This is a genomic window from Reichenbachiella agariperforans (assembly GCF_900142205.1).
GTDB lineage: Bacteria > Bacteroidota > Bacteroidia > Cytophagales > Cyclobacteriaceae > Reichenbachiella > Reichenbachiella agariperforans.
This window is the reverse complement of sequence record NZ_FRAA01000001.1, coordinates 522799-547643: the sequence shown is the minus strand read 5'-3', so window position 1 is coordinate 547643 and position 24845 is coordinate 522799. Positions and strand designations below refer to the sequence as shown.

The window sequence follows — 24845 nt, the reverse complement described above, 5'->3', positions numbered from 1 at the left end:
GTACTTCATTTATAGTTATGATTCAGTGAGTCAGTAGTTTAGGTTAAAATTGGTTTGAATGATTATTAGGGCGATAGGTTGTTTTTTGTTATTCGTTTTGCATGTTATTCCGTTGCATGCAGACACACAGTGGGCCGATCGTGAGGATACTGCTGCTAAAAAATGGCTCATCAAAGGGAAGTCTCGGGTGATACATTATGGCAAAACTGATTTTTCTTCAGATTCGCAGTTTTGGTGTATGGCGGAGGATGCTGATGGTGTGCTTTATTTTGGTAACAATGACGGTATGGTGATCTATGATGGCGAAGACTGGACACTGGTTAAACTGCCCAACGGTTCGACAGTGCGTGGTTTATATTATGCCTCAGATGGTTATGTCTATGTCGGTGGGTACAACGAGATCGGTAGGATCGATCAGGATCGATATGGTCGATACCGATACGAATCTCTAACTCATGTACTCAGAAAAGAAGATCAGAGTTTTGATGATATATGGCAGGTTACTGAAAACAATGACTTTATCGTTTTTAGGAGTTTCAAACGGATCATAGCAATCAAGGAAAAGCAAGCGGTAACCTTGCCCGCCGAGGGTCGTTTCGAGCAGATCAGTGTGGTCAACGATAGACTGTATGCTGTGGATGCATGGGGAATCAAACGAGTGTCTCTGAAGTCCATGGAGATGGAAAATCTGGTAGAGGCTAATCAGTTTAAAGCAGAGGAGATTAGTGGTTTGCTACCAGGGTGGCAGGCTAATCAACTGATAGCCTATACGAGAGAGGGTAATTCTTACCTGATCGATATTCAAGAAGGTACTGCTGTACATCATAAGAGTTATTTTGAGAATGGGTCTAGTGATCAAGTTTTTTGTGCAATTAAGTCTACCGAAGGACAGTACTATATTGGGACGATTAATAGTATGGTAAAGTCCTATGATTATCATGTGGATGATTCGAAAATGATTTCTTTTGACAATCTACAGGATCAGACGGTTTTAGACTTGTTTCAAACCAGAGATGGTAATATCTGGGCATTACTCAACTCAGGAATAGATTGTATAGAGATTTCGTCACCCATCTCTAAGATATTTGATGATGCAGCGGTCTATGATGCCACCATGTACAAAGAGAAATTCTATATCGCCACCAATCAAGGGGTTTACTCTGCTGGACTCACCAAAGATGATCAGACGCTGATACATCGAGATTTTAAGCTCGAGGATGATATGGAAGCACAGGCTTGGTCGCTGCATGTCTATGAAAATCAGTTGCTGATTAGTCATGATCGGGGAGTCTTGGTCTCTGATGGTCAGTCGCTCTACCATGTCGAAGGGACCAAGGGCATATGGCGTGTTATTCCTGTGAATGGCAAAGAAAACCTGTATCTAGCATGCGCCTATGATGGCTTGTATGTCATGGAGTATACTGCTACAGGGCACTTCGTATTTAGGAATAAAGTAGAAGGGTTTGAAATTTCGGGTAGAGATATTCTTCCAACGAATGCACCTAATACCTATTGGGTGTGTCATGGTTATCAGGGTGTTTACAAGATTAAAATAGATGATGGCTATCAGCGAACAGTCTCTTTAGAAAAATACACAGATCAAAATGGTCTACCGTCGGTTTACAACAACAATGTTCATATTTGGGGGGAGGACACGGTTTTTACTACAGTAGAAGGCGTGTTTGTTTACAATGACAAGCAAAACAAGTTTGTGTCTCACGAATTCTTAACCAAAACTTTGACCAAAGAGCGATTGATTCGGAAGGTCTTTAAGGAGGGGGACAAGACGTGGTTTGTCCAGGATGATCAAATGGGATATTTCATGAACGATGAAAAATCACCGACCCTGCACATGGATCTTTTCTTGTCCCTAAAGGGGAGTTATATGAAGAGCATGGAGTATATCATGCCTCTTGAACAAAATCAGGTTCTGGTCGGGACGAATGACGGTATGTTCTCTTTTGATCTAGGGGGCGTGAGTACTCCTATTGTGGGAGCTACACACTTCACCCAGATCATATACAAGGACGATACGGATAGTTTGGTGTATTGTCCTTTGCCGAATGGTGCGGGTGATATCCTGCATTTACCCAATAGTACGAGTACACTATTGATCTCCTATGCCACGTCTCAGTTCAGTGCGCAAAAGGATGTGCAATACCGGTATCGGTTAGAGCAGATGGATAAAAACTGGTCAGAATGGACTACTGGATCGACTAAAGAGTATAGCTATCTGAAATCAGGGAAGTATAAATTTAGAGTTCAATCTCGCACCCCGCTCGGGGAAAAGGCAAAAGAGGCACAGTTTGTTTTTGAGATATTGCCGTTGTGGTATCAGACGACCTGGGCACGGCTTATATTCATGGTTTTGGCGTTGATTGCGGCGGTACTGGTGCGTGGGGTAGTGAGACGAAAACTGCAAAGAACCCGACATGAAGCCAAAAAAATGAAAGCGGCGCTCGAACTGGAGATAGCGAATATCAAGTTGGAGAAGGAAATGGTACTCGTAGAGAATGATAAAAAGCTACTCGAAGAGGATTTGATCTATAAGAGTAAGGAACTCGCCAATTATACAATTTTACTGCTTAAAAAACGGGAACTTCTCACCGAGATGGCAGAGGAACTCAAAGAACTCCGGGGTAAGATCAAAATTGCGAGTAACAAAGAAATCATTCGTTCCCTCACCCGAAAGATCAACCTCAATCTCCAAGATGAAGAGCATCTCAACGTATTCGATACCAATTTTGAGCGCGTGCATCAGGATTTTTTCAAAGAGCTTAAAAACAACTACCCTAACTTGTCGCAAAAGGAGATACGCCTATGCGGTTTTGTGCGGATGAACCTTACTAACAAGGAAATTGCTGCTATTCTCAATATATCCGTGCGTGGCGTGGAGACCGCTCGGTATCGCCTCAGAAAAAACCTGAGTTTGGAGAAGGAAATCAACATGGTAGAGTTCTTAGAGAAATTATCTACCTCTGAGAGTAGTGAGCTGGAGAGCGCAGAAGAGGAGTACTTCAAGGATTGAGAAATGACCTAGCCGATAGATGAAACAAATCAAAGTACCTTTCTGGAATTCGCTCGTTAGCAGGGTAGGGTTAGTCTTTATGGGCTTGACTATTTTGGCGATTTTCGTGTCGGGTTACTTTCTCTATCAAGAAGCCTCCAAAGTAATCGTGTCACATAATCAGGAGCGAATTCAGCACACTTCTACTCTGGCCAAGGAAAATTTTTATGACCTGTTAAGGGTTGTTTCAAATGATATAGCAGTCATGACAGAGAACCCCTTAGTCAGTAGCTATATTGAAGTACCTAGTCAAACGAATTTAGAGAATATCCAGCAGCTCTTTCACGTGCTACTGACCAACAAATCGAATTACTTTCAGGTCAGATTACTCGATGTGGAAAATGATGGCAAAGAAATTATACGTTATGATAAATCTGGTAAACTGGCTCAGCAGATAGCAGATAGTTTGCTACAGTACAAGGGACGAACGAGTTATTATCAAGGAGCCATGAGTACAGGTAGGGGGCAGTATTACTTCTCAGAGATCAATCTCAATGAAGAGTTTGGAGTAGTTAGCGTGCCACATACGCCGACACTTAGAGCTGTGGGAAAAATATATAACGATATGGGAGAGCTACAGGCGTTGCTCGTGATCAATGTAGACCTGACCAGCTACTATCATAAACTCGAAGGACTGATGGCTACAGGGACTCAGCTGCTCATTACGAACCGACAGGACGAATACCTTTTTGCACCAGAGAAGGGCAAGTGTTTTGGCGAGCAATTAGGGACTGGACATTCGCTTCGAAATGATTTTAATCTCAATACTTGGCATTTGATTGCTGCGGCACCTGATTTTTCTTTCATGAGAGATAAAGAGGGGGTGAGTTATCTATACAATGTGGAAAAATTGGCCTATGCCAGAGGTCAGGAAATTTATTTGATTACACTCATGGAGCGTGCAGATCTTTTTGCTAGTGCACATTTGGTACGGACGCATTCGCTCCAGATTTTGTGTGGTATATGTGTGGTGTTATTGTTGTTCTTTGTCTTGTTGATGCGATTGCTGACTCGCCGAATAGGAGAGGTGACTGCTGCCATCACTGGTTATGAGCGAGTGGGGTTGTCCAGATCGACTCGTATACTTTTACCCGAAACGAGGAAGGATGAAATAGGTGTACTGGCCCGTTCTTTTGGTCAGATGAGAGAAAGAATAGATCGACAAGTTCAGGAACTGAAAATGGCTTTGGAAAGCGAAAAGCAAGCGATCACTGCGCGAGATGAGTTTTTGCAAAACATGAGTCATGAGCTCCGGACTCCTCTCAATGCGATTTTGGGTCTGTCCCAATTACTAAAAAAGAACAATCCTCGTCCCGAGCAAGAACCGATTGTGGATTCACTTAGACGGAGTGCTTCTAATCTGTCAGATCTGATGTATGATGTTTTGGATCACCAAAAACTCATGGAGGGTAAGGTGTCTGTCAAAATGAGTTCACAGAATATTGCTGAGATACTGGATGATATCTATGCTAGTTATCAATATGATGCACTCAATAAAAAGCTTGCTTTTGAACTGATGGTTGACGAATCACTGCATGGGCAATATTATATGACTGATTCACTGCGGATCAAGCAGATCGTGACCAATCTGGTGGTCAATGCAATTAAATACACCGAAGAGGGATCTGTTCGCTTGGTAGCAGAATATACGGATGGGGCACTTAAGGTCGCTGTTTCGGATAGTGGGGTAGGTATACAGTTAGAGAATTTGAAGCGTATTCAGGATAGGTTTTACCGAGAGGATGGGGTAGGAACGCAACGTAGCGAGGGCTTTGGTTTGGGACTGTCCATCGTCAAGCATCTGCTGGATTTGTTTGGAGGGGAATTGCGGGTACGGTCTGAATTAGGAGAAGGTTCTACTTTCGAGGTGCTAATCCCTATGTCACAGGTAGAGAGTGACAGTTCAGTTTCATCTGAAGAACTCGTTGTGTCTATGCTACCACAGTTGGATGGAGTTTATACGGTACTGCATCTAGAAGATGATGAGTCAGCCTTGCTACTGGTCAAATCTGCACTAGACAGGCCAGACCTATCAGTAGTACAGGTCACTAGTATAGCGAGTGCACTGGAGGAAATGAAAGCATCTCATCCGGCCTTGGTACTTAGTGATATGATGCTGGGTAGTCATGCTTTGGATGATGATATAGCCCAGCTGAGGCAGCAGTACCCTGACACGCCTGTCGTCTTGTTGTCAGCTTTTGAAATGGAGCGAATGATGTGTTTGAGTCCGTGGGCAATACAGAAACCCATCGATCTTGACCAGCTACTAGATATGGTGTATACCCGCTTAGGTGAGACAATATACGGCCTGCCAGAGTTGGCTTCTAGTTATGCTCAGTATGATAATGAGCCAGTGTTGATCGATCGTTTTTTGACACTACTCACTCAAGAGTTTGAAACCTACATCCTGCGAATCACGGAAGCTTACCGTACCCAGAATCAAAAAGGGTGGGAAGCCATACATCATAAGCTCGTGACGCATGTCAAAAAACAGAACCTTAGCGGGTTATCAGAGGCGATGTTGATGTCAGTAGTGGAGATGTCAGACGAGAGACTTGCATTGGTGGTCAATCACCTACGCTATTATCTGTGCTGTTACCGTGTCGAGTTGCTGACTAACTCAGTAAACTGATTTTATTCATGAGATCCTTTTCGTAACTGCTACTGATGGCGATTTCTTCACCTCCGACATGGATGTCGTTGTGAGCGATGGAGTCGATATGCTTGATGTTGACAATGCATGATCGGTGTACCCGCTGAAAGAAATTAGGGAGTTTTTGCTCCATCTCTTTTAGGGTCATGAGTGTCATGATTTTTTTATGTCCTAAATGGAGTTCTGCATAGTTGCCAGCAGATTTGATATAACGAACCTCTGTCATATCTACTTTGATGAGTTTATTGCCGTCTTTGATGAATAGTTGCGAATCTGATGTTGCGGGTGTTTGGTGCTTTTTGACTTTTTGGATAGCCTTGAAAAAGCGGGTAAACTCGATGGGTTTGACTAGGTAATCTACAACCTGATCATAGTCATAAGACTCGGAGGCAAAATCTTTGTTGGAGGTGATCATTACTACAGCTGTGGCGGGGTTGATCAGTTGGAGGATTTCTTTGCCCGTCATATCAGGTAGATCATAGTCGAGCAAAACTAGATCAAAACTGTTTTGTGAAATTAGGTTGACGGACTCAAAACCGCTGTTGGTCGTGGTGATATGCGTAATGTCATCCGTTTTGGAACAGAAATGCTGCAACAAGTCACAGATCAACGGATCATCATCTACTATTAAACAACGCATACTTCCTTGGTCAATTAAATAAGTGGGTTCATCCAGCAAACCCTTTGTTTCATCCTTTCCTGATTTTATCAGAAGATAAAGAAAGTATAATTGGATAAGAAAATTAAAACTATGTCGGTAAAAGAACTATCTAACCAAATTGATTTAAGACTATCGGACTTGTCCGAGCGCTATGGTATGATGCTGCTGGAGTCGTCGATAGGGTTGGTGTATGTATGGTTCGGTGCATTGAAATTTCCTTCAGGTTTGAGCCCTGCAGAGGTACTCGCTGCTGATACCATGGATATATTGACCTTTCATCTATTGGATAAACAAGGATTGCTCTGGGGCTTGGCGAGTATCGAAGTGCTCATGGGGCTACTGCTTCTGTGCCGTATCCAGTCCAAGTGGGTGGTATTGGCACTTCTTCTTCATATGTTGGGGACATTGTCTCCGGTGGTTTTATTTCCTGAAGTGGTTTTTGATCGTCCTCCTTTCGGTTTTAGTATCGTCGGTCAGTATATCATGAAGAATGTCATCATTATCGCTGCTGCGCTCGTGATATACGCAAAGAAAGTAAATAGATAAGCGTCATATTAATAGTGCTAGTAGTGTTTTTTCAGGTGTCAGTGTAGTTTGCTGCTGACACCTGAGAGGCTATTAAGCCAAATTTTTTTACATTCTTAAAACCATTGACGTTCTTCATATTTGTCTCTTGTCTTTCAGTCTTTAGTGTAAAGCATCATGCTTTTAGGAGGAATGCCTATATCGATAAATCGGCAATTAACCGATTGATAGCAGTTTAATAGCTGTTAGTTTTGCAGGGTAGCAGTCGACCTGAACTAGTGAAGTTGAAAAAAACCATCAAGAGCGCATGATAATAATGACGTTTTTGTTGGGTTATGAGTAGAGAAAAATTAAGGAAAGACTTATGTTGAACGAAACAATAAGTATTGAGACGAAGGGTACGGAATGGAAAGGTTTGTTTGAAGAACAAACTCAGCTGTATCTAAACGATGTGTTTGAGAAAAGACCTATTCCTGTAGCCTTGCGGTCTCGTGTGATCTGTGAGTTACGTATCTACCTAGGGTTGTTACTAGGGGCTAAAGTACAGGAACACTATAGTGAAGAGGTAGCGTTAAGGGTTATTCAGGAGTATATGCGAGATATCCATGAAACTGTGACTTGGCTGGGGATGTCTTACAAGGATGTAGTCCAATTGACAGCTGATAGGCATGATTTCTATTTAGCAGGCTTATTTGATGAAACGAACGGAGAGGCATTTTTGCGTCATATAGGATTACAATGGTTTCAGTTTCCATTGCAGACCATAGAGGATGATCTACGTCCTTCTGACTATGATTTTTCCTGCTATTATTCAGATATACCTTTGGTATCGCATATCTTGTTTGAGTTGACACCTAAGGTTGTACAGTCGATGGTGGATGGCTTTAAGCCTCAATGATTAACGCAACAGGTCTACTCAGCACACACAGTAGACCTGTTGCGTTAATCATTGCCTCATGATTCTATATTGTCCGTTTCGTTGTTGTTTCGATCTTTGAGTAGGAATTTACTGACCTCAGATCGTAAAAGTTTAGCTATTTCACTGAGTTTGTGGGATTTGTCGTTGTAGTTGGTCATCCCAGAGACAAGTTCATTGGCACTTGCCGCGACTTCCTCGGTTCCAGCAGCTGTTTGCTCTGCGATCACGACCACATTTTCTATGGTTTGCACGATCTGGTTGATGTTGTCCGTCTGCTCTTTGGTAGCTTTCAATATTTCCTCCGAATAACTCAAGGTCTCGTTAGAGGCTTGACTGATATCTTGAAAAACGATAGAGACTTCTTTAGAGGCAGTAACACCTTTTTTGACACTCCCGCTCATGATATCCATCAGGTTTGCCGCTTGGATGGTATCATTTTGAACATCATCGATTAGCTTTTCGATTTCTTTGGTAGATGATTTAGAGCTCTCTGCTAGTTTTCGAATTTCATCAGCTACTACGGCAAAGCCTCTGCCTGCATCTCCAGCTTGTGCTGCTTCTATCGCTGCATTGAGGGCAAGAAGGTTGGTTTGATTGGCGATGTTGGAAATCACCCCTAATACACGATGAATCTCAACGGATCGCTCCTTGAGTACATTCATGGATTGATTGGTCTGACTAGAATAGTCAGAAATTTCAGACATGCTTTCAGACACATTGTCTACCATGATTTTACCCTTCTCACTTCTCTTGTTTCCTTCGTAGGCTACTTTGTTGATGCTTTCCGACTTTTCAGCCATAGCATCTGCTGCTAAACGTATGCTTTCTACGATAGTGGATGACTCATCGACCTTGGATACTTGAGTCTGAGCCCCATTACTCATTTGAGAGATGGCAGAGGCGATCTCTTCGGTGTTTCGCGTCATCTCTTCACTAGAACTGAGCATTTCTGATGAGGATAACTCAATCATGTTGGCACTTTGGGTGATCTGATGTAGGAGGTCGTTGAGATTATTTAGGGCTAGGTTAAAATTCTTGGTCAAACTGAGGATTTCTCCTTTGGCATCTTCGTCTAGTCGTTTGGCTAGGTCTCCATCTGCCATGGATTGTGCGATGGCATTGATGGCGTTGATAGGAGAGGCCACTACATCAAACAGGTTGTTGATCGACTCACTGAAATCTCTCCATTGTCCTTCTTTGCTACTTGTGTCAATGCGAGCACTGAAGTTACCCGACTCTACTGCCTCACGAATCACATAGTTCGTATCGTCTATAGAGCTGTTTAGGTTTTCGTTTTGCGCTCTTAGGCCTGCATTTCGATTTTTTACCTCAGCTACTGCCTCGTCTAACTTGGCCTGTAGTTCTGCTTTCTGAAGTTTGGTTTGTTGTTTTTTATATCTCACATAATAGGTTATCCCTGCAGCGATGGATACGATCACAAGCAGTCTAAACCATAGGGTTTCCCACCATGGAGGAGTGACGGTAATGATGACCGAGGTACCTTCTTCGTTCCATACCTTGTCGTTATTAGAGGCTTTGACATGAAAGGTGTAGGTGCCTGCAGGTAGGGTAGTGTAAGTCGCTGAGGTTTGGTTGTCTATGTAGTTCCAGTCTTCGTCTATGCCTTCCATAAGGTAGGCGTAGCTGTTTTTTTCAGGGCGGGTGTAGTTGAGTGCGATAAACTCAATAGAGAAGATGTTGTGTGTATAGTCGAGATGGATCTCTTCTGCTTCGGAAATGTTTTTATTCAATATTGCTCCGTCTTCATCCGATGGTACGACAGATTTGTTGAATACCTTAAAGTCTGTGAAGGTAACTTCTGGTATAATTGGGTTTTTCTTAATTTGGTCTGGATAGAAGCGGTTGAACCCATCGCTACCTCCAAAAAACATCTCGCCCCATGAGGTTGTGATAGAGGCTCCCATATTAAAGAAGTTGCCCTGAAGACCGTCTCCTTTGTCGTAGGAACTCATTTGAATTTTTGCTTCTTCGCCTTGACCGATGAGCGTAGTTTTTGTTAGGCCATTGCCAGAACTGATCCATAGATTGCCTTCCCTGTCTACTTCCATAGATTTGATGGCATTGCTCGGGAGACCACTTTCTTTATCAAAGATTCTAAAAGAACCACTTTCTGGAATGAAAAGGTTAATGCCTCGATTCTCTGTACCTACCCAAAGTTTTCCTTCTTTAGTGAGTAGGATATTTGAAACCGCATTTTCACTTAAACTATTCGGGTCTTCAGGGTTATTGATATAGCCTGTGGAGGTATAGGAGCTTTGGGAGCGATCCAAAACAAGATAGTGAACACCGTTGCTCGTACCTAACCATAAATTGCCATTAGAATCGGTTTGCATGGCACGGATGTATCTACTAATATTTGTGGCAGTCTCATCCTGAGAAGTAAAGTGTTTAAAAGTACCAGTGGATAGGTTGAAGTAGTCTAATCCAGTACCCCATGTGCCAATCCAAAAGTGGTCTGGGTGCAGATTATCTTTGATTAATGAAAATATATTGTCACCGCTTATTGACTGTGAGTCAATCGGGTTGTTGAGGTAGGTGGTGAATTTCTTCTTTTTTGTATCATAGTAGGTTAAGCCTCCAGCCCATGTACCAATGAGGACATTGTCATAGTCATCTACTATTAGCTTCAGGATGGCATTATTAGGTAGGCTATTCGGATCATTCGGGTCATGTTCGAAATGAGTCAATGTGTTAGTCGAGATATCAAAGTAATCCATGCCATAGCCATCCGCGCCTATCCATAGGTTGCCTTTTGAATCTTCGGCAAAGGTGTTGACGGTACTTTTGGTCAATGTGCTTTTGTCATCGATCACTTTAGTAAATGCTTTTTGATAGGGGTCCATTAAATCCAAACCTTTGTCAAAACTACCTATCCACACACGTTCATTGCTGTCTTGTATGATGGACCAAATGGAGTTCGAGTGAATGCTTGATGCATTGGATGGGTCAGGCTTGAGATGGGTAAACTGCTCTGACTGGATATCAAGGATGTCTAGACCACCGTTTTCCATTCCTATCCAGAGGTTGCCCTCTTTGTCACTCATGATATCCAATATTCGAATCAGGTGTAGGGAATTTTCGTCTGGTTTTGGTGTGTAATGCTTGGTGGTAAAGTTGTTTCCTGAATCGGTAAGCTTGTAAAGCCCTTTGGCCCAGCTGCCGAGCCAAATGTTACCGTAGATATCTTCGCTTGCACTTTTGATGTTGAGGTTGATTTCGTCATGTATGACTTCCTGGATTTTTCCATCTGTATTCATCATGAATGCATTGGCACCTACAAACCACATCCTGTTTTTTGAATCTTCAAAAATGAATTGAATGTCTTCACCATCTAGGTGACGACCTATTAGTTTGTTGGTTTTGGCATCTAGTACGTCTATACCATTGTTGGCTACCCATACTTGGTCTTTCGAATCACAAAACACGTGTGAAGCATACCAATTAGAAATACTGTAGGGATCGTTAGGGTCAGGAGTGAAGTTAGTGAAGTTGTGATGCGCTCTGTTGTAGCGACTGACACCTCCTCCATGAGCAATCCACAGGTCACCATCACTGGTCTCATCAATGTAGTTGATGTAGGGGTGTTTGAGGCTTAGGCTATCGTTTTTGATGGGTTCAAATAAGTCATATTTGAGACCGTTGTACCGGTTGAGTCCATTTCGTGTTCCGATCCAGATATAGCCCTGATGGTCTTCAAAGATTGCCGTGACGTTGTTGTCGGACAGACCGCCAATGTTTCGGAATTTGTACTCGTTGTGTTGCTGCGCACTCACGGAGAGTACTGCGAGAAGTAAAATAAGCGTCAGCTTTATGCTTAGGCCAAACCATCTTTCATGCATCATTTTTCCCATGTTGTAGTCTATACTGCTTTTAATTTAGACAATAGTTACTAAACAATCTGTTTAGTCTCGATACTATTGACCCATATCGTGTTGGAAATCAATACTACAATGAAATCTAAATTAGTTTTGGGATAGTGGGTGGAATATTCGATGACTGTTTGGATTATATCTCCAGTCTAAGAATGTTTTCGAAAATAGAGAAGATGATCGGTACCACCAAGGGTTGGCTCTAGAATATTTTGAGAGGAATGGGAAGTGTACGCTTCATAGTGAGTCCATCGCGTGATTATGCCAAGACAAAGGATCGCATGCCAATGGCACTCATCTCGATGGTTTCGTTGAAGAATGTCAACTGATCCTGTGCATCTCGTAGCGCCAAGGTATAGAGCATGGGGAGGTAATGCTCGTTGGTAGGGATGGATAGTAGCGCTTCTGTGCCAAGATTGGCATAGTGGATCAAAGACTGATGGTCTTGGTTTTCGATCATGCTTTTGATGCGCGAGTCAAATGCTAGCGCCCAGTCGTAGGGTTGATCTGAGTTCCATCTGGCTTGACGCAAATTATGAATGCTGTTGCCGCTCCCTACGATCAGGATGCCTTTGTGTCGTAGCGCTTTCAATTCCTCGCCTAGGGCATAGTGAGCGGCTGGCGACATGTGGTGATCCAGACTGAGCTGAAATACAGGGACGTCTGCCTTTGGAAACATCTTGACGAGCACGGACCAGGTACCGTGATCGAGACCCCATTCGTGATCCTCCTCTACGGTATGCGTTTTGACTTGCTGAATGAGCAGGTGAGCTGCCTCTGGGGCTCCAGGAGCGGGGTACTGCACCTCGAATAGCTCCTTTGGGAATCCCCCGAAATCATGGATAGTCTGTGGTTTGGGAGCCATGGTCACCAAGGTGCCGCGTGTCTGCCAGTGGGCGGAGATGCAGAGGATGGCTTTGGGCTGTATGCCCTCGGCCATCTTTCGCCAGTTGGCGGTGGTTTCATTCTCTAGGATGGCGTTCATGGGGTTGCCATGCCCGACGAAGAGTACAGGCATTCGCTCCGTACTAGCAAATCCTGAAGCAAGGCTATCGAAGGATTGGAGGTTCATCCTTAGTCCGAGAACAGTCCAGAACTCAAATAGCGATCGCCACGGTCACAGATGATCGAGACGATCGTAGCAGGCTCGGTGAGGGTTTTGGCGAGTGCTACGGCAGAGTGCATCGCACCACCGCTACTCATACCTGCGAGTATGCCCGTTTCTTTGGCCAGACGCTTGGTCATGATGACTGCTTGTTCTTTGCTCACGTAGAGAATCTCGTCGACACGTGCATCGTCATAAATCTCTGGGAGAAACTCCGGAGACCATTTGCGGATGCCCGGGATACTGTCGCCTTCCTGTGGCTGTACGCCTATGATCTGAATGTCCTTGTTTTGCTCCTTGAGGTACATGGAGTTGCCCATGATGGTACCCGTCGTGCCCATGCTGGAGACAAAGTGAGTCACTTTTCCTTCGGTGTCTTTCCATATTTCGGGCCCTGTCGTGTTGTAGTGGGCATGGTAGTTGTCGTCATTGGCGAACTGGTTGAGCATGACGTATCCTTCTTTCTCCACCATTTCGTCTGCGATGGTACGAGAGAGTTCGATGGTTCCTTCTTCTGGGGTCAGGACTACTTTGGCGCCATAGGCGGTCATCGTATCGATGCGCTCCTGTGTGGAGTTTTCGGGCATCACGAGGGTGATATCCATGTCAAAGGATGCCGCGACCATGGCCAGTGCGATACCGGTGTTGCCACTGGTCGCCTCGACGAGTTTGGTCTCACGGGTGATTTCGCCGCGTTTGAGAGCCTCGTTGATCATGAAAAAGGCCGGACGATCTTTGACACTCCCTCCCGGGTTGTTGCCCTCTAGTTTGCCGTAGATCTCTACGTGATCGGGGATCTCAGGGAGCAGTACTCTGACGAGGGGTGTGTTGCCGATTAAATCACTGATATTTTGAGCTGACATAAGTTTTTGCTTTCTAAATTGGTTTTGAACGAACAGATCACAAACGGGTTGGGTTCGAGATCTGCATTTATACCGAGGCTTTGATCAACTGCGACTCGTGCGCGTAGTACACGCGGCTGTTGGGCTCGACGCTACTCGTCAGCCAGACATTGCCGCCGATGATGCTGTTGGCACCTATGACGGTACGACCGCCGAGGATCGTTGCTCCGGCATAGATGACGACATTGTCACCGATGGTAGGGTGTCGTTTGGTGAGCGCCATCTCTTTGCGTACACTCATGGCACCTAGGGTCACGCCCTGATATACCTTGACATTGCTGCCGATGATACAGGTCTCGCCGACCACTACTCCAGTCCCGTGATCGATGCAGAACTTACGTCCGATCTTGGCTTTTGGGTGGATGTCAATCGAGGTACGCACATGGGCGTATTCGGTGAATATCCGTGGCAAGTAGGGGATGTCTAGTCCCAGCATCACGTGCGCAATGCGGTAGATCGCTATCGCGAAAAATCCAGGGTAGGTACGGATCACTTCCTTGCGGTCTATGGCTGCAGGGTCACCGCTGAGGATGGCTTCTGCATCTTCGATACACAGGTCGTAGATGTTTTCCAGCTCGCTGAAGAACAGCTGGCACGAGCTGAGTGCAAAGCTTTTTTCGCAAGCCTCGGTTTTGAGGAGGAGGTCTTCGAAGAGCTGTTGGATGGCTTTGTACTCCGCGTCTATTTCTGTTTCGGTCTTGAAGCGGATGTTGTTGAGCTCGGGAAACAGAAACTGCAGCAATCTGACGATAAACTGGTCTATTTCCTTCTCGCCCGGTAGGGCCTTGGGCACGTTGTGTGCCGCGGATATTTTGTCAAAAAACGATTTGTTCATATTCTCTCTAGGTGTCAAACCTTGCAACGTAAAGGCAAAACTAGTGTTTCGATTGTGAAATAAAATGCTATTGCTTTGAGTTCCTTACTTTTTTTGAGAAAATGACAAGCTACCGTGGTATCTATCACCTCTGTGGTAGCTCATAACCTCCCTCGTTTGTCATTCCGACGTAGGAGGAATCTAATCGAGTCTAGCCTTTACGATCTGTAGGGATCATCAATTCACTCCTGAATTTCTTCATTGAGGAATCGCCATTTAGGATTGGTGGTGGCAATCAAAACTTCCTTTTTGGCTCTGCGTCATTTCTTGATTTCTTTTTCTCTTTCGATGGCGTGGTTTACATATTGGTACCGCTCCCAATGAACCAAACGATGACAGTAGTACCTTTTGGCGAAAGACGACTGGTTTTCTCGGTTCTCATAGTGCTGATCTATTCTAATCATCAAATCATTGGTCATTCCTACATATAGAGATGACTTGTTTGGATTGGTGGTGATATAAACGAAATAATTGTGGTTCACCTGTCTAACCTGTCAACTTCTGTAATAATACAATACAGTTGATACCAGTGGACACTCAATCACTTACTTTGCGTTAGGCGCACGGTGATTTTAATGGAGCATTTGAATCACGGCATTTTTGCCACTGACTTTCCAGTCGGGTTCTTGGAGGTCGAGTAGTTCCGACTGTGAAGCCGATAGCCCTGTCTGTATATCGGACTTGAGCGTGCGGATGCAGTAGGTCGGATGCGTCAGGTAGCTACATAGTGGAGCGGAAGGCTGTGTGGGAGGGATGACGCGGTCTTCGAAGAATCGGCGATAGTTGGCGTCTCCTTTGGATAGGAGTAATGCGTGGGGGGTGATCAGCCCCTCTGGGAGTTGGGTATAGTGCGTAGGGCTCGTCCATATCGGATGGTGCTGCAGGATGATCTGCTGTCGGTCTATTTTGTTTTGTAGACTCTGGGCAAAAGCTCCTGCTTTGTTTTCGAGTAGGGTATCTAGCAAAGCACCAATGTCTTCGCGTATCACATCGGACACGAAAATAGGGGCGGATTTGAAGTGTAGTTTGACTTCATGCCCGTATCGTTCTACGAGGTGATTGACGAGCAGTAGGTCACTGAACAGCTCCATGCCAGCATTGTCCAATACCACATCGACATGGGTGGCTGCCTCACAGTCGTGGACTAGCGCAGCTCTATCGTCTAGCAGTAGCTTAATGTCGAGTTCTGAGCCAGACTTCAACTGACTAAGATCGGACTTGTTGCCGTGTAGGCTGTGCAGTACAAAATCCTGTGTATCCCAGGTCTGGGATGCCAATAGGTTAGGGGCTAATGCTGCTACGTTTTGATTGAGGTCTTGTGCTTTGATCTGTGAAAAAGGATCGATACCCAAGGAGTCATAGTCTACCAAATGCAGGATATAGGCAAACAAATATACCTCTGCATCGAAGAAGGGAAGGGAGGGCAGCAACTGTCCTTCGTACTGCTGATAGAATGTCTCCCAGAGTGGATTGTGCTCGTGAATACGGGTAATGGTTAGCGTCTCTAGAGAGGTTTTGAGTTTTTCGAGCCGTTGAGAGAGGGTGTCCGGATAAAGATTGCTGGCGAGCACGTCGTTCAGGATTTTAGGATAACGAACACGAAAGGTCATACCAGCAAAGGTGTGCGGGTCGATGGGGATCTGAGGATAGTCACTTAGCATGACGCAAAGATAGATAGTATTGTAAGGAAAAGGTGCTCGTGACTATGCACAAAAAAAGGTCATCACTTCAAATGATATAGAAGTGATGACCTTTTTGATTTAGCGTTTTATGTTACTTCAGAGAAGCAATAAGCGCTTCGTTTCTTTTGACGTATCCAAAATCACCATTGGGAGATGCTTTTGCTAGTTCGAGAGACTGCTTTGCCGTTTTGATGGCACCTTTCTTGTCACCTTTTTTTGCTAGGATTTGAGCCTTTACATGGACATTCCAAAATTGCTTGCTGTTTTCTCCTGTCTCCAAGTATGTGTTGGCCCAAGTCAAGGCTTGATCTAGGTCTTTGCCTGTGCTAAGGTAGTAACGAGCAGCGGTCATCAAGTTAGCTGGATCAACTACTGTGTTTTTAGAGATAGCAGCCATTACTTGCTCGTCGAACGATACTGCTACTGGGATATTCAACGCTGTGTTTTCCCATGACATTTGGATGTTAGCCGTTTGGCTATCAGCTCCTAGGTCCGTGATTTGGTAGGTCAAGGTCTTTACTGTTTCAGTAAGTTTTGTAGCAGCTATAGAAGCTTTTACGACGATCTTGTCATCTTCGATTCCGCCTACATTCGCACCGATAGATTTGTCTGAATATAGGATTACTTCCCATTCTTTAGCACCAGGCGCTAAAAATAAGATGTACTCACCTGCTGGTACATTGGTGCCTGCTACTTGTACATCACTGCTAAATGTAATGATGGTGCCAGAGTTAGCCCCTGCTCTCCATCTTTGACCGTAGGGTAAAAGGTAGTCAGCACCTTCTCCAAATATTTTTCTGCCTTTCATCTGTGGTCTGAAGTAGCTGATTTCGATATCCGTCAAGCCAACTGTGGAGCTAACAGATCCTGCAGGGCTAGGTTGTGGAGTAACGATCTGAGCCATTGTGGTTTGTGCTCCGATAAATAATAATCCAGCGATTGCTAGCGTAATGAGTTTCATTTTTTTCATGGTAAACCTTTATTTGATTGTTTTAAATTACTGATCGAATATACGGGATAATGCCCGACTGGTTCACTAAATATGACAAACAACGATTTCCTTCTACCCAAATCTTTTTATCTCCGTGATGATGTAGTGCAAATAGCCAAAGAATTACTCGGAAAGACCCTTGTTACGAGGCAAAATGGAGCGGCCAGAAAAGGCAAGATAGTAGAGACGGAGGCCTATCGTGGATATGATGATAAGGCCTGTCATGCGAGCAATGGTAAACGTACGCCACGGACGGAGGTCATGTATAGAGAGGGAGGGTGCGCTTATGTGTACCTATGCTATGGAATCCATCACTTGTTCAATGTCGTGACGAATGTAGCGGGAAAGGCGGATGCTGTTTTGATCAGAGCGGTAGAGCCACTGGATGGAGATTGGTCTGATCGACACCCCAAAACTAAGACATCTAATGGTCCGGGGAAATTATCCAAGGCTATGGGGATAACCATGGAGATGAACACTGCGCGACTGACAGGTGAAAACGATATATGGATTGAGGATGCTCCCGATATAGTCGGTACTAGTATAGTAGCATCTACTAGAGTGGGTGTAGACTATGCAGGAGAAGATGCTTTGCTGCCTTGGCGTTTTTATATCTGTAACAACGATTGGGTAAGCAAAAAATAGGGGTGACCCACCTACGAGTTGACCCACCCTTTTTTGTAAATATTTTATCTTAGTTAGTGATTTCGAAAATGGCACGATCTAGGATTTCATCTCTGGTCAGATCAGTCCAGTCTAGGAGTACATATACGTCTGGAGGTACACCTGATTCAAAGTTCTCTTGGTTTATTTCATCTTCCAGTCCAGCATCGAATCTATCCGCTTGATCTACAGTGACTGCTTGTGTGACAGAGAACCTGTAGTTCCATCCGTTAGGGAGTTGGCCGCCGTTAGGCATGCCTAGTCCACCACCAGTACTATCGCCCATGAGCGTGACGTTAGGGATAGCTTTGGTAGATAGCGAAGTGAATGATCCTGCACTGTAGGTGCCACGATCGACGAGGAAAACCACAGGTTTGTTGGTGTATTTAGGTCCTGTGTATGGCTCAGCGACGGCTTCTTCAAAAGCAGAGAAGTCGTCATGGTCTTTGCCATTTCTGATTCTGGATTTGTAAACCACTGTTTCTTCATCTATAAACCGGGCTAGGATTTTGAATACATCACGTACTGCCCCGCCACCGTTCTCTCTAAGGTCGAGAATCAAACCATCTGTGCTTTTGTATCGGTTCATTATATAATTCAAATTGACCGCACTGACAGTGCCTGTAAAAGAACCAAACCGGATGTAACCTATTGATTTTCCAGCAGGTACTTTGTCCGCATTGATAAAGTCGTGCTGGAATGGTCCAGACGAATGGTAGTCACTGCCTATATAATGATCGATGACGATTCGGGACTCGTAGTTGTCCACTTTATGATACCGGACACCAAAAAAAGATACATTAGTGCTAGAAAATAAGTTGGTGTGATCGTCTTTGAGCTCAGACATCATACTGCCCATCACCTGAAACAATGAGTCATCTGATATCTCATCATAAATCATCGCATGATGCCTGTCGTATGAATCATCCCAGTCTATGTTTTTAACCTCAAAGAATGAATACCGCTTGTCCACTTCATTCCAGAGGTAGTCAAACTGTACATAGGGATCCTCTTCGGAGAGTACATCCTCAAAGAATATTTGCTCACAAGCACTCAGCGCTAGTGTGCCGATGAATACCAATAGTGTATGTTTCATTCTTGATTATTTTTTTAGACCGAATAGGAGTGCGATTTTCAGGTTATGGTGGGACGCTTCGAACTGATTTTCTTCCCCACCCGTCGTATATGCGTCCCAGACGTATGAGAACTTCAGTGCATTTTTATTGGCGAGGAAATGTGTGTATTCTAAAGCAGAACTCATTCTAAAACCAGAGAAGGAATTGATTTCATAATCTGCAAAGAGGAAATTTCCACTATTCAACAAGCTCTCTTGGTTGATGTAAGTATAACCATTTCTGATATTGTGATTGAGCAAGCCTACATTCAACTGGAATGACAGGTTTTTGTCTCGGGGTTTTAGTTTGTACTTGATGAAGAGGAATTTTCTACTTTTTTCTGTTTGTCTAGAAAGGTCTCTCGTTATTTTGGCAGAGCCCAATAGGTTGAAAAATATCTCATAGCCGTAGGTAGCATTTTGAAGGGTAGGGTTGGCTCTAAGGTTGCCTGTGAAAAGAGCCATTCCTCCTGCTTTGTAGCTCCATTTATCAGATGAGATGCTTTTGATCTGATAGAGTTTCGAGAAATTGAAGGTCAAAGTTGTGACTGCTGCGACAGCTACTTCATTTTTGACCAACGAAGCGTAAGTGTTGCTATGGTAATAGTCTCCTCCAAACCTTGTCTCACGTACTTTATCCATTCTTTGGTAATGGAGAGAAATGTTTTGGGCAAGCCCACGGTACACGAGAGGTGATGTAGCGAAATCTCTGTATGTAGAGTAATCAAGCCCAAGCCCAATTTCTAAATAGGAGGGTCTAGCCTTGTTGGCGATTTTTCTCGCGCTTTGACCCACAGCGGAGAAGTGGGAAAAGGTTACAGTAATGAGACATACCCATAAGTATATGTGATTTTTCATAGGTGGAATCACGTGATTTGTTTAAGTGAAAGTGACATCATCACAAGTGTAAATAAACTTAATTTTGTTGGTTTATCCCTTTGTATGTGATTTGATTTAAACCCTCTTAAATATTTGTCACCTGTAAGATATCGGTGATATTCTGTTTCAAAACACACTGCTATTCCTGTCCTCATCTACACTTAGGCATTTCACCTATTTTGACAAAGTAGGCATTTTACGCTTATCTGGGAGTGTATCTGGTCGCATCTTTGCATTGTAATCAAAAGAGATACACGAGTCATCATCGAGATGGCATTGAAAATATAGGTTAGGTTTTTGGAATAGGAAGGGGTAGTGAAGTTGGTCGTAGTAGAAGTGCCCCTTATTTTTTAAATCCCTAACAAGGATACAGAATCTAGGCCAGCTATAGTCAGTACTACGGATTGGATTAGATTTTAGCCGACTCGTATGGGTTGGTTTGTACCAAAGATCATAGGTTGGTTTTTGTTATTGAGGAGTCAGTGAAGGCGGATAAGTGCAGAAGGAGGCTCCTCAGTTTTTAGAATCATCTACTGTCTTAAGACTCTTTTATCAACTATAACCCAAGAGCGAGAGTCAGCAGTGAGAAAACTTAAAGATAGGTTAGGTTGGTTTTGACCAGAGTGATAGGAGGCTTGCCTTTTGTCCTCTGGTCTTTTTTATGCAATGAGGTTCTACGTTTATAGCTGATTTGTTTCTTGAACGAAACAAATTGATTTGAAGGGAAGTCCATATACCATATATGGCTTCCCTTTTTCTTTTTGCGGAAACTGCCGTATTCTATTTCCTTGCCTAGTTTTTTGTGTTAATTTCAATAATTAAAGTCCATAGATCATGCAGACAGCTCGAGAATACAATGATTGCGTACTGATAGGAGTTTCCAAAGCGATCAACGAATTGATCATCAATCAAAATTTCGAAGAAGCACTAGATCGCTCTTTGCAGCATATTGGGCAAGCATTCGATGGAGATGTTTTTGTCGCAGAGGTAAGCCTGACACCAGGCAAGGAGATGGTTTTGTCTGTCAAACATCATTGGATGAAAGTCTATAGCCAAAAACGCTTAGCGCAAAACACGAATAAACCTCTAGCAGCATTTGCTCAGATATTTGAACTGCTCAAGGCTGGTAAGTCTTATGCATTCAAAAAGAGTACTGCGGATCTAGAGATCAGCCGTCACTTAGAATTGACAGGAGGTAAATCAGGGGTGGTTTTTCCGATTTTTGTTCGAGAGAATCTGTGGGGGACTTTGAGTTTAAACTCTATGGAAGAGGAGCGCGACTGGGGTGAGGCTACCTTGTCTGTTTTACAGTCTTTTGCCTGTGCTATTGGCTCCATCCTTACCAAAATCATCTATAGAAACTCTCTGGAACAGGACATCGTCCAACAATCTCAGCAAATCGTCGAAACCAATAGACGCTACCAGTCTTTGGTGCATAATATACCGGGTGTCGTATTTCGGTGTGCCATGGATCAGTCTTGGACGATGGTATATATCAGTCCCTATGTAGAGGAGTTGACGGGATATGAGGCGAGTCAGTTTTTGGCACCAGAATTTAAAAGATCCTTTGCTGAATTGATTCATCCTAACGATAGGGATTTTATATGGATGGAAATCAACCGTCAATTAAAGAAGGGATCATCCTATAAGGTCAACTACAGAATTGTTGATTTGCAGGGTAAAACAAAATGGCTCTGGGAACAAGGGACAGTGCAAGAGAATAGTCATGGAGAAGCCTCACTCGAGGGGTGTATCATAGACATCACTGATCGAGTCGAAAGTCATGAGAAAGTCATGGCCGCTACACTGGCGACCGAGGATAGAGAACGACGTTATTTCTCTAGAGAAATACATGACAACCTACAGCAGATACTGACTACTGCCCATCTTAATCTCCAGCATGCCAAGCGTAAACTTATGAATCCTAAGGCGCAGGCATATATAGAGTCAGCTTCTGGTTCTGTAAATGAAGCGATCGCTGAAACTCGCAGTCTGAGTCATAAACTGATGCCAAAGACGATTCAAGATTATGGTTATGTGGCGGCTGTTGCTGCGATGATAGATAATATTAGACCTACGACGAGTACAAAATTTGATTTCCAACATAACCTAGGTAGCGATGGTCTACCTGAGGACGTGGCGCTGTGCCTCTATCGTATCACACAAGAAGCGATCACCAATATTATGAAGTATGCCCAGGCTAAGGAAGCGACTATTCAGCTCATGAGACACCAGAGTATGCTTATTCTAACTATTGATGACAATGGCATAGGATTTGAAAGTGATGTACTCGACCCTGCCAAAGGCTTTGGTCTTAACAATATGTCCAATAGAGCGACTGCTCTGGGAGGCAAGTTAGAAGTAGACAGTGCTGTGGGCAAGGGCACACATATATTAGTAGAAGTACCATACCAAACCGAAAATCAAGATGACCGAACCGAAATTAAGGATCTTATTGGTCGATGATCATAAAATGATAAGAGAAGGGATCAAAACCTTCCTTGAATACAATGATACCTATGAGATCGTGGCAGAATCTGACGATGGTCAGGATGCCGTCGAGAAACAGCAGCAATACCACCCTGATCTCATCATCGCGGATATCGCCATGCCTGTGCTCAATGGGATAGAAATGACAACCCAGATCCGATCTAAAGATGAAAAGGTCAAAATCATAGCCCTAACCATGCTCAACGAAAATCACCATATCAAACAAATGATGCGAGCTGGTGCCAATGGTTATCTACTCAAGAACTGTACAGAGGATGAACTGAATACCGCTATTACGCGCGTCATGGATGGAAATATCTACTATGCACAAGAAGTGACAGACATCATCGTACGAGATACTGCGGCTAAGCCTGATCCCAAAAAGCGACTGACCCGAGAGATCCCACTGACCTCCCGTGAAAAGGAAGTGTTGCACCTAATATGTAAGGAGTACTCGAATGCAGAAATATCCGATGAGTTATTTATAGGAATGCGTACCGTAGATGCTCATAAGCGTAACCTGCTCGAAAAGACAGGATGCAAAAATGTGGCAGGTCTGGTGATCTATGCGATGGAGCGGGACCTTTTCGATGATCTATGATACTGTCGCGTGATGGCTAGGTTAACTTAAGTTTATCAGGGACAAGAGGTTTTACAAAACCTTAACTCGGTGAAAAGTTAAAACTTGTTGTTTCTTTATTTCTTGCGCTCGCAAACAAGCAGCGTTAAACTAAAGAAACAATGAACCAGTCTTATTTGAATTATTACAAGTTGATATTAGATCGAGTAAGTTTCAGTCAGGAGCTTTTTGACAAGGAATATAGAAAAGCTATGAAGTCTCTGGACACAGAAGGGCAAAGAGAATTAAACGAGTGGGTCGTGGACTACTTATTCAAATCAGCCCTGCTTTCAGCATAACATTAAAACAAAAGAGGTCAGATTATCTGACCTCTTTTGTTTTAATGTTTTCTTATGAAGACTTTTCGGTCTCAGACAGCTCACTTTCTGTCGCCCGCAACTTGTCCTGACAGAACTTTACGAGTTCCTTGGCGCGTTTGACTAGGACAGTGAGTTGATCTATATCTGCTTCTCCCGATTCCAGTTTGGCGGAGATGGTTTGCAATTCTTCGTATGCCTCGTTGTAGGAACTCAGTTTCTTCTTTGCCATGATGTTTATTGCTCTAGGGTGTTAACTTCTGTGATTGTACTTCTAATTTCTTTACCGTAGCTGTAGGTCTCCAAGTGATCACCAGCTTTGAGTTGATCTTTTGCATTGAGTACCTGTCCATTGATTTTGGTGATACTGTATCCTTTTTTGAGCACTTCCTGAGGGTCGTGCGCATGTAGTAGTTTATCTAATGCGGTGAGTTGCTGTGTCTGATTCCGAATGATCTCGAGGGGTCTTCGGTAAAGCACCTGAGACAGCATGTCAAGTTGATGTTCTGCACGTTGGATGACTTGTTGGGCTTTGAGGTCAATGATATGCGAGGTTTGGATAAGTCTCTCCTGAGAGGATTTGATCTGCTGACTAGCCAATCCTGCTATTTGATCAAAAAAGCCATTGACTGACGACTCGAACTCCATCATTCCGCTGATGATGAATTCTGCGACGGCTGTTGGTGTCTTTAGGTTGACGTTGGCGACACGGTCTGCGAGAGTTTGGTCACGCTCATGCCCAATGCCCGTGATGATTGGGAGCGGAAACTGAGCAATATGTGCGCAGAGATCATAATCATCAAAGCAATCCAAATCTGTCTGGGCACCACCACCTCGAATAAGCACCACCGCATCGATTTGATCCTCTATCTCATAGATTCGATGCAAACCATCGATGATAGAAGCAACCGCCTGATCTCCCTGCATTACTGCATGAAATAACCTGAGTTCGGCACGATACCCATAGGCGTTGTTGTTGATCTGACTCAGGAAGTCACCATAGCCTGCGGCGGTCTCCGAACTGATGATCGCAATGCGCTGTGGCACTTGGGGCAGTACTAGTGATCGATTGAGATCGATGATGCCGTCCTGCTCCAACTGTAGGAGTGTCTCTCGTTTCTTTCTTTCTCGCTCCCCAAGTGTGAAATTCGGGTCTATGTCTTTGATGTTGAGGCTAACGCCGTACACTTCATGGAATTCAAAACTGGCATTGAGGAGGATTTGCATGCCTTTTTTAAGCGGAGTGCCTGCGATATGGAGAAACTGATTGTGGATGCTGGCAAAGGCATATGACCAAACGGTCGCTCGCATTTTGGCTTTGATGAAGTTGTTTTCCTTTTCTACCAAATCCATGTAGCAATGACCTTTCTGTGCAATATTCATCTCGCCGATTTCTGCCACGATCCAGTAGGAGGGGGCGAGTTGTTGGCTCAGTGTTTTTTTGACAAAAAGATTGAATTCAGAAAGACTGTATTGCTCCACTTTGCATTGGGT

20 protein-coding genes are annotated in these 24845 nt (G+C 44.0%); 8 read left to right on the top strand and 12 right to left on the bottom strand.

Annotated elements, in window-relative coordinates; translation table 11 throughout:
* The first annotated feature begins 58 nt into the window (after positions 1-58).
* Entirely contained in the window at positions 59-3028 is a 2970-nt protein-coding gene (locus BUB99_RS02035; RefSeq protein WP_084190293.1) for a triple tyrosine motif-containing protein, read from the top strand.
* A 19-nt stretch (positions 3029-3047) separates the two neighbouring features.
* Complete coding sequence (locus tag BUB99_RS02030; RefSeq protein ID WP_073118990.1) at positions 3048-5699, top strand: ATP-binding protein; 2652 nt, start codon at positions 3048-3050, stop codon at positions 5697-5699.
* Here the strand turns inward: BUB99_RS02030 and BUB99_RS02025 are convergent.
* Positions 5683-6360 carry a LytR/AlgR family response regulator transcription factor gene (locus BUB99_RS02025; protein ID WP_073118988.1) on the bottom strand — a complete coding sequence of 226 codons (678 nt, stop codon included), beginning with the start codon at positions 6358-6360 and terminating at the stop codon, positions 5683-5685. The genes BUB99_RS02030 and BUB99_RS02025 overlap by 17 nt on opposite strands.
* Before the next feature lie 111 nt (positions 6361-6471).
* Here BUB99_RS02025 and BUB99_RS02020 point away from each other — a divergent pair, with 111 nt between their 5' ends.
* A complete protein-coding gene (locus BUB99_RS02020; RefSeq protein ID WP_073118986.1) occupies positions 6472-6927 on the top strand; it encodes a DUF417 family protein in 456 nt (151 codons plus the stop codon).
* Positions 6928-7270: 343 nt separating this feature from the next.
* Complete coding sequence (locus tag BUB99_RS02015) at positions 7271-7804, top strand: hypothetical protein (protein ID WP_073118984.1); 534 nt, start codon at positions 7271-7273, stop codon at positions 7802-7804.
* 56 nt (positions 7805-7860) lie between these two features.
* Here BUB99_RS02015 and BUB99_RS02010 read toward each other — a convergent pair whose 3' ends face one another.
* The 7 genes from BUB99_RS02010 to BUB99_RS01980 all read right to left on the bottom strand — a co-directional run bounded on the left by BUB99_RS02010 (position 7861) and on the right by BUB99_RS01980 (position 17248).
* Positions 7861-11688: a two-component regulator propeller domain-containing protein gene (locus BUB99_RS02010; protein WP_170863713.1), complete on the bottom strand. Its 3828-nt coding sequence runs from the start codon at positions 11686-11688 to the stop codon at positions 7861-7863.
* A gap of 286 nt (positions 11689-11974) precedes the next feature.
* On the bottom strand, positions 11975-12787 hold the full coding sequence (gene ygiD, locus BUB99_RS02005; protein WP_073118979.1) for a 4,5-DOPA-extradiol-dioxygenase: 813 nt from the start codon (positions 12785-12787) through the stop codon (positions 11975-11977).
* A gap of 2 nt (positions 12788-12789) precedes the next feature.
* Positions 12790-13683: a cysteine synthase CysM gene (cysM, locus tag BUB99_RS02000; protein WP_073118977.1), complete on the bottom strand. Its 894-nt coding sequence runs from the start codon at positions 13681-13683 to the stop codon at positions 12790-12792.
* A 67-nt stretch (positions 13684-13750) separates the two neighbouring features.
* The gene (locus tag BUB99_RS01995; protein WP_084190292.1) at positions 13751-14557 is read right to left on the bottom strand and encodes a serine O-acetyltransferase; all 807 of its coding nucleotides are present in this window, start codon (positions 14555-14557) and stop codon (positions 13751-13753) included.
* A gap of 299 nt (positions 14558-14856) precedes the next feature.
* A complete protein-coding gene (locus BUB99_RS01990; protein WP_317041704.1) occupies positions 14857-15078 on the bottom strand; it encodes a GIY-YIG nuclease family protein in 222 nt (73 codons plus the stop codon).
* Positions 15079-15168: 90 nt separating this feature from the next.
* Positions 15169-16257 carry an ARMT1-like domain-containing protein gene (locus tag BUB99_RS01985; RefSeq protein WP_073118975.1) on the bottom strand — a complete coding sequence of 363 codons (1089 nt, stop codon included), beginning with the start codon at positions 16255-16257 and terminating at the stop codon, positions 15169-15171.
* A 112-nt stretch (positions 16258-16369) separates the two neighbouring features.
* The gene (locus tag BUB99_RS01980) at positions 16370-17248 is read right to left on the bottom strand and encodes a DUF2911 domain-containing protein (RefSeq protein ID WP_073118973.1); all 879 of its coding nucleotides are present in this window, start codon (positions 17246-17248) and stop codon (positions 16370-16372) included.
* 72 nt (positions 17249-17320) lie between these two features.
* Here BUB99_RS01980 and BUB99_RS01975 point away from each other — a divergent pair, with 72 nt between their 5' ends.
* Positions 17321-17914: a DNA-3-methyladenine glycosylase gene (locus BUB99_RS01975; RefSeq protein WP_073118971.1), complete on the top strand. Its 594-nt coding sequence runs from the start codon at positions 17321-17323 to the stop codon at positions 17912-17914.
* 49 nt (positions 17915-17963) lie between these two features.
* Here the strand turns inward: BUB99_RS01975 and BUB99_RS01970 are convergent, their stop codons facing one another.
* Positions 17964-19028, bottom strand: a complete 1065-nt coding sequence (locus tag BUB99_RS01970) for a S41 family peptidase (protein ID WP_073118970.1) — start codon at positions 19026-19028, stop codon at positions 17964-17966.
* Positions 19029-19034: 6 nt separating this feature from the next.
* Complete coding sequence (locus BUB99_RS01965) at positions 19035-19904, bottom strand: hypothetical protein (RefSeq protein WP_139280857.1); 870 nt, start codon at positions 19902-19904, stop codon at positions 19035-19037.
* Between the two features lie 855 nt (positions 19905-20759).
* Here BUB99_RS01965 and BUB99_RS01960 point away from each other — a divergent pair.
* From BUB99_RS01960 to BUB99_RS20345, 3 genes are all read left to right on the top strand, one after another.
* Complete coding sequence (locus BUB99_RS01960; protein ID WP_073118966.1) at positions 20760-22391, top strand: PAS domain-containing protein; 1632 nt, start codon at positions 20760-20762, stop codon at positions 22389-22391.
* Complete coding sequence (locus BUB99_RS01955) at positions 22354-23016, top strand: response regulator transcription factor (RefSeq protein WP_073118964.1); 663 nt, start codon at positions 22354-22356, stop codon at positions 23014-23016. Before BUB99_RS01960 ends, BUB99_RS01955 begins: the two co-directional genes overlap by 38 nt.
* A 140-nt stretch (positions 23017-23156) precedes the next feature.
* On the top strand, positions 23157-23333 hold the full coding sequence (locus BUB99_RS20345; RefSeq protein ID WP_158584048.1) for a hypothetical protein: 177 nt from the start codon (positions 23157-23159) through the stop codon (positions 23331-23333).
* Between the two features lie 52 nt (positions 23334-23385).
* Here BUB99_RS20345 and xseB read toward each other — a convergent pair whose 3' ends face one another.
* Complete coding sequence (xseB, locus tag BUB99_RS01950; RefSeq protein ID WP_073118962.1) at positions 23386-23583, bottom strand: exodeoxyribonuclease VII small subunit; 198 nt, start codon at positions 23581-23583, stop codon at positions 23386-23388.
* Between the two features lie 5 nt (positions 23584-23588).
* On the bottom strand, positions 23589-24833 hold the full coding sequence (gene xseA, locus BUB99_RS01945; RefSeq protein ID WP_073118960.1) for an exodeoxyribonuclease VII large subunit: 1245 nt from the start codon (positions 24831-24833) through the stop codon (positions 23589-23591).
* Positions 24834-24845: the final 12 nt, after the last annotated feature.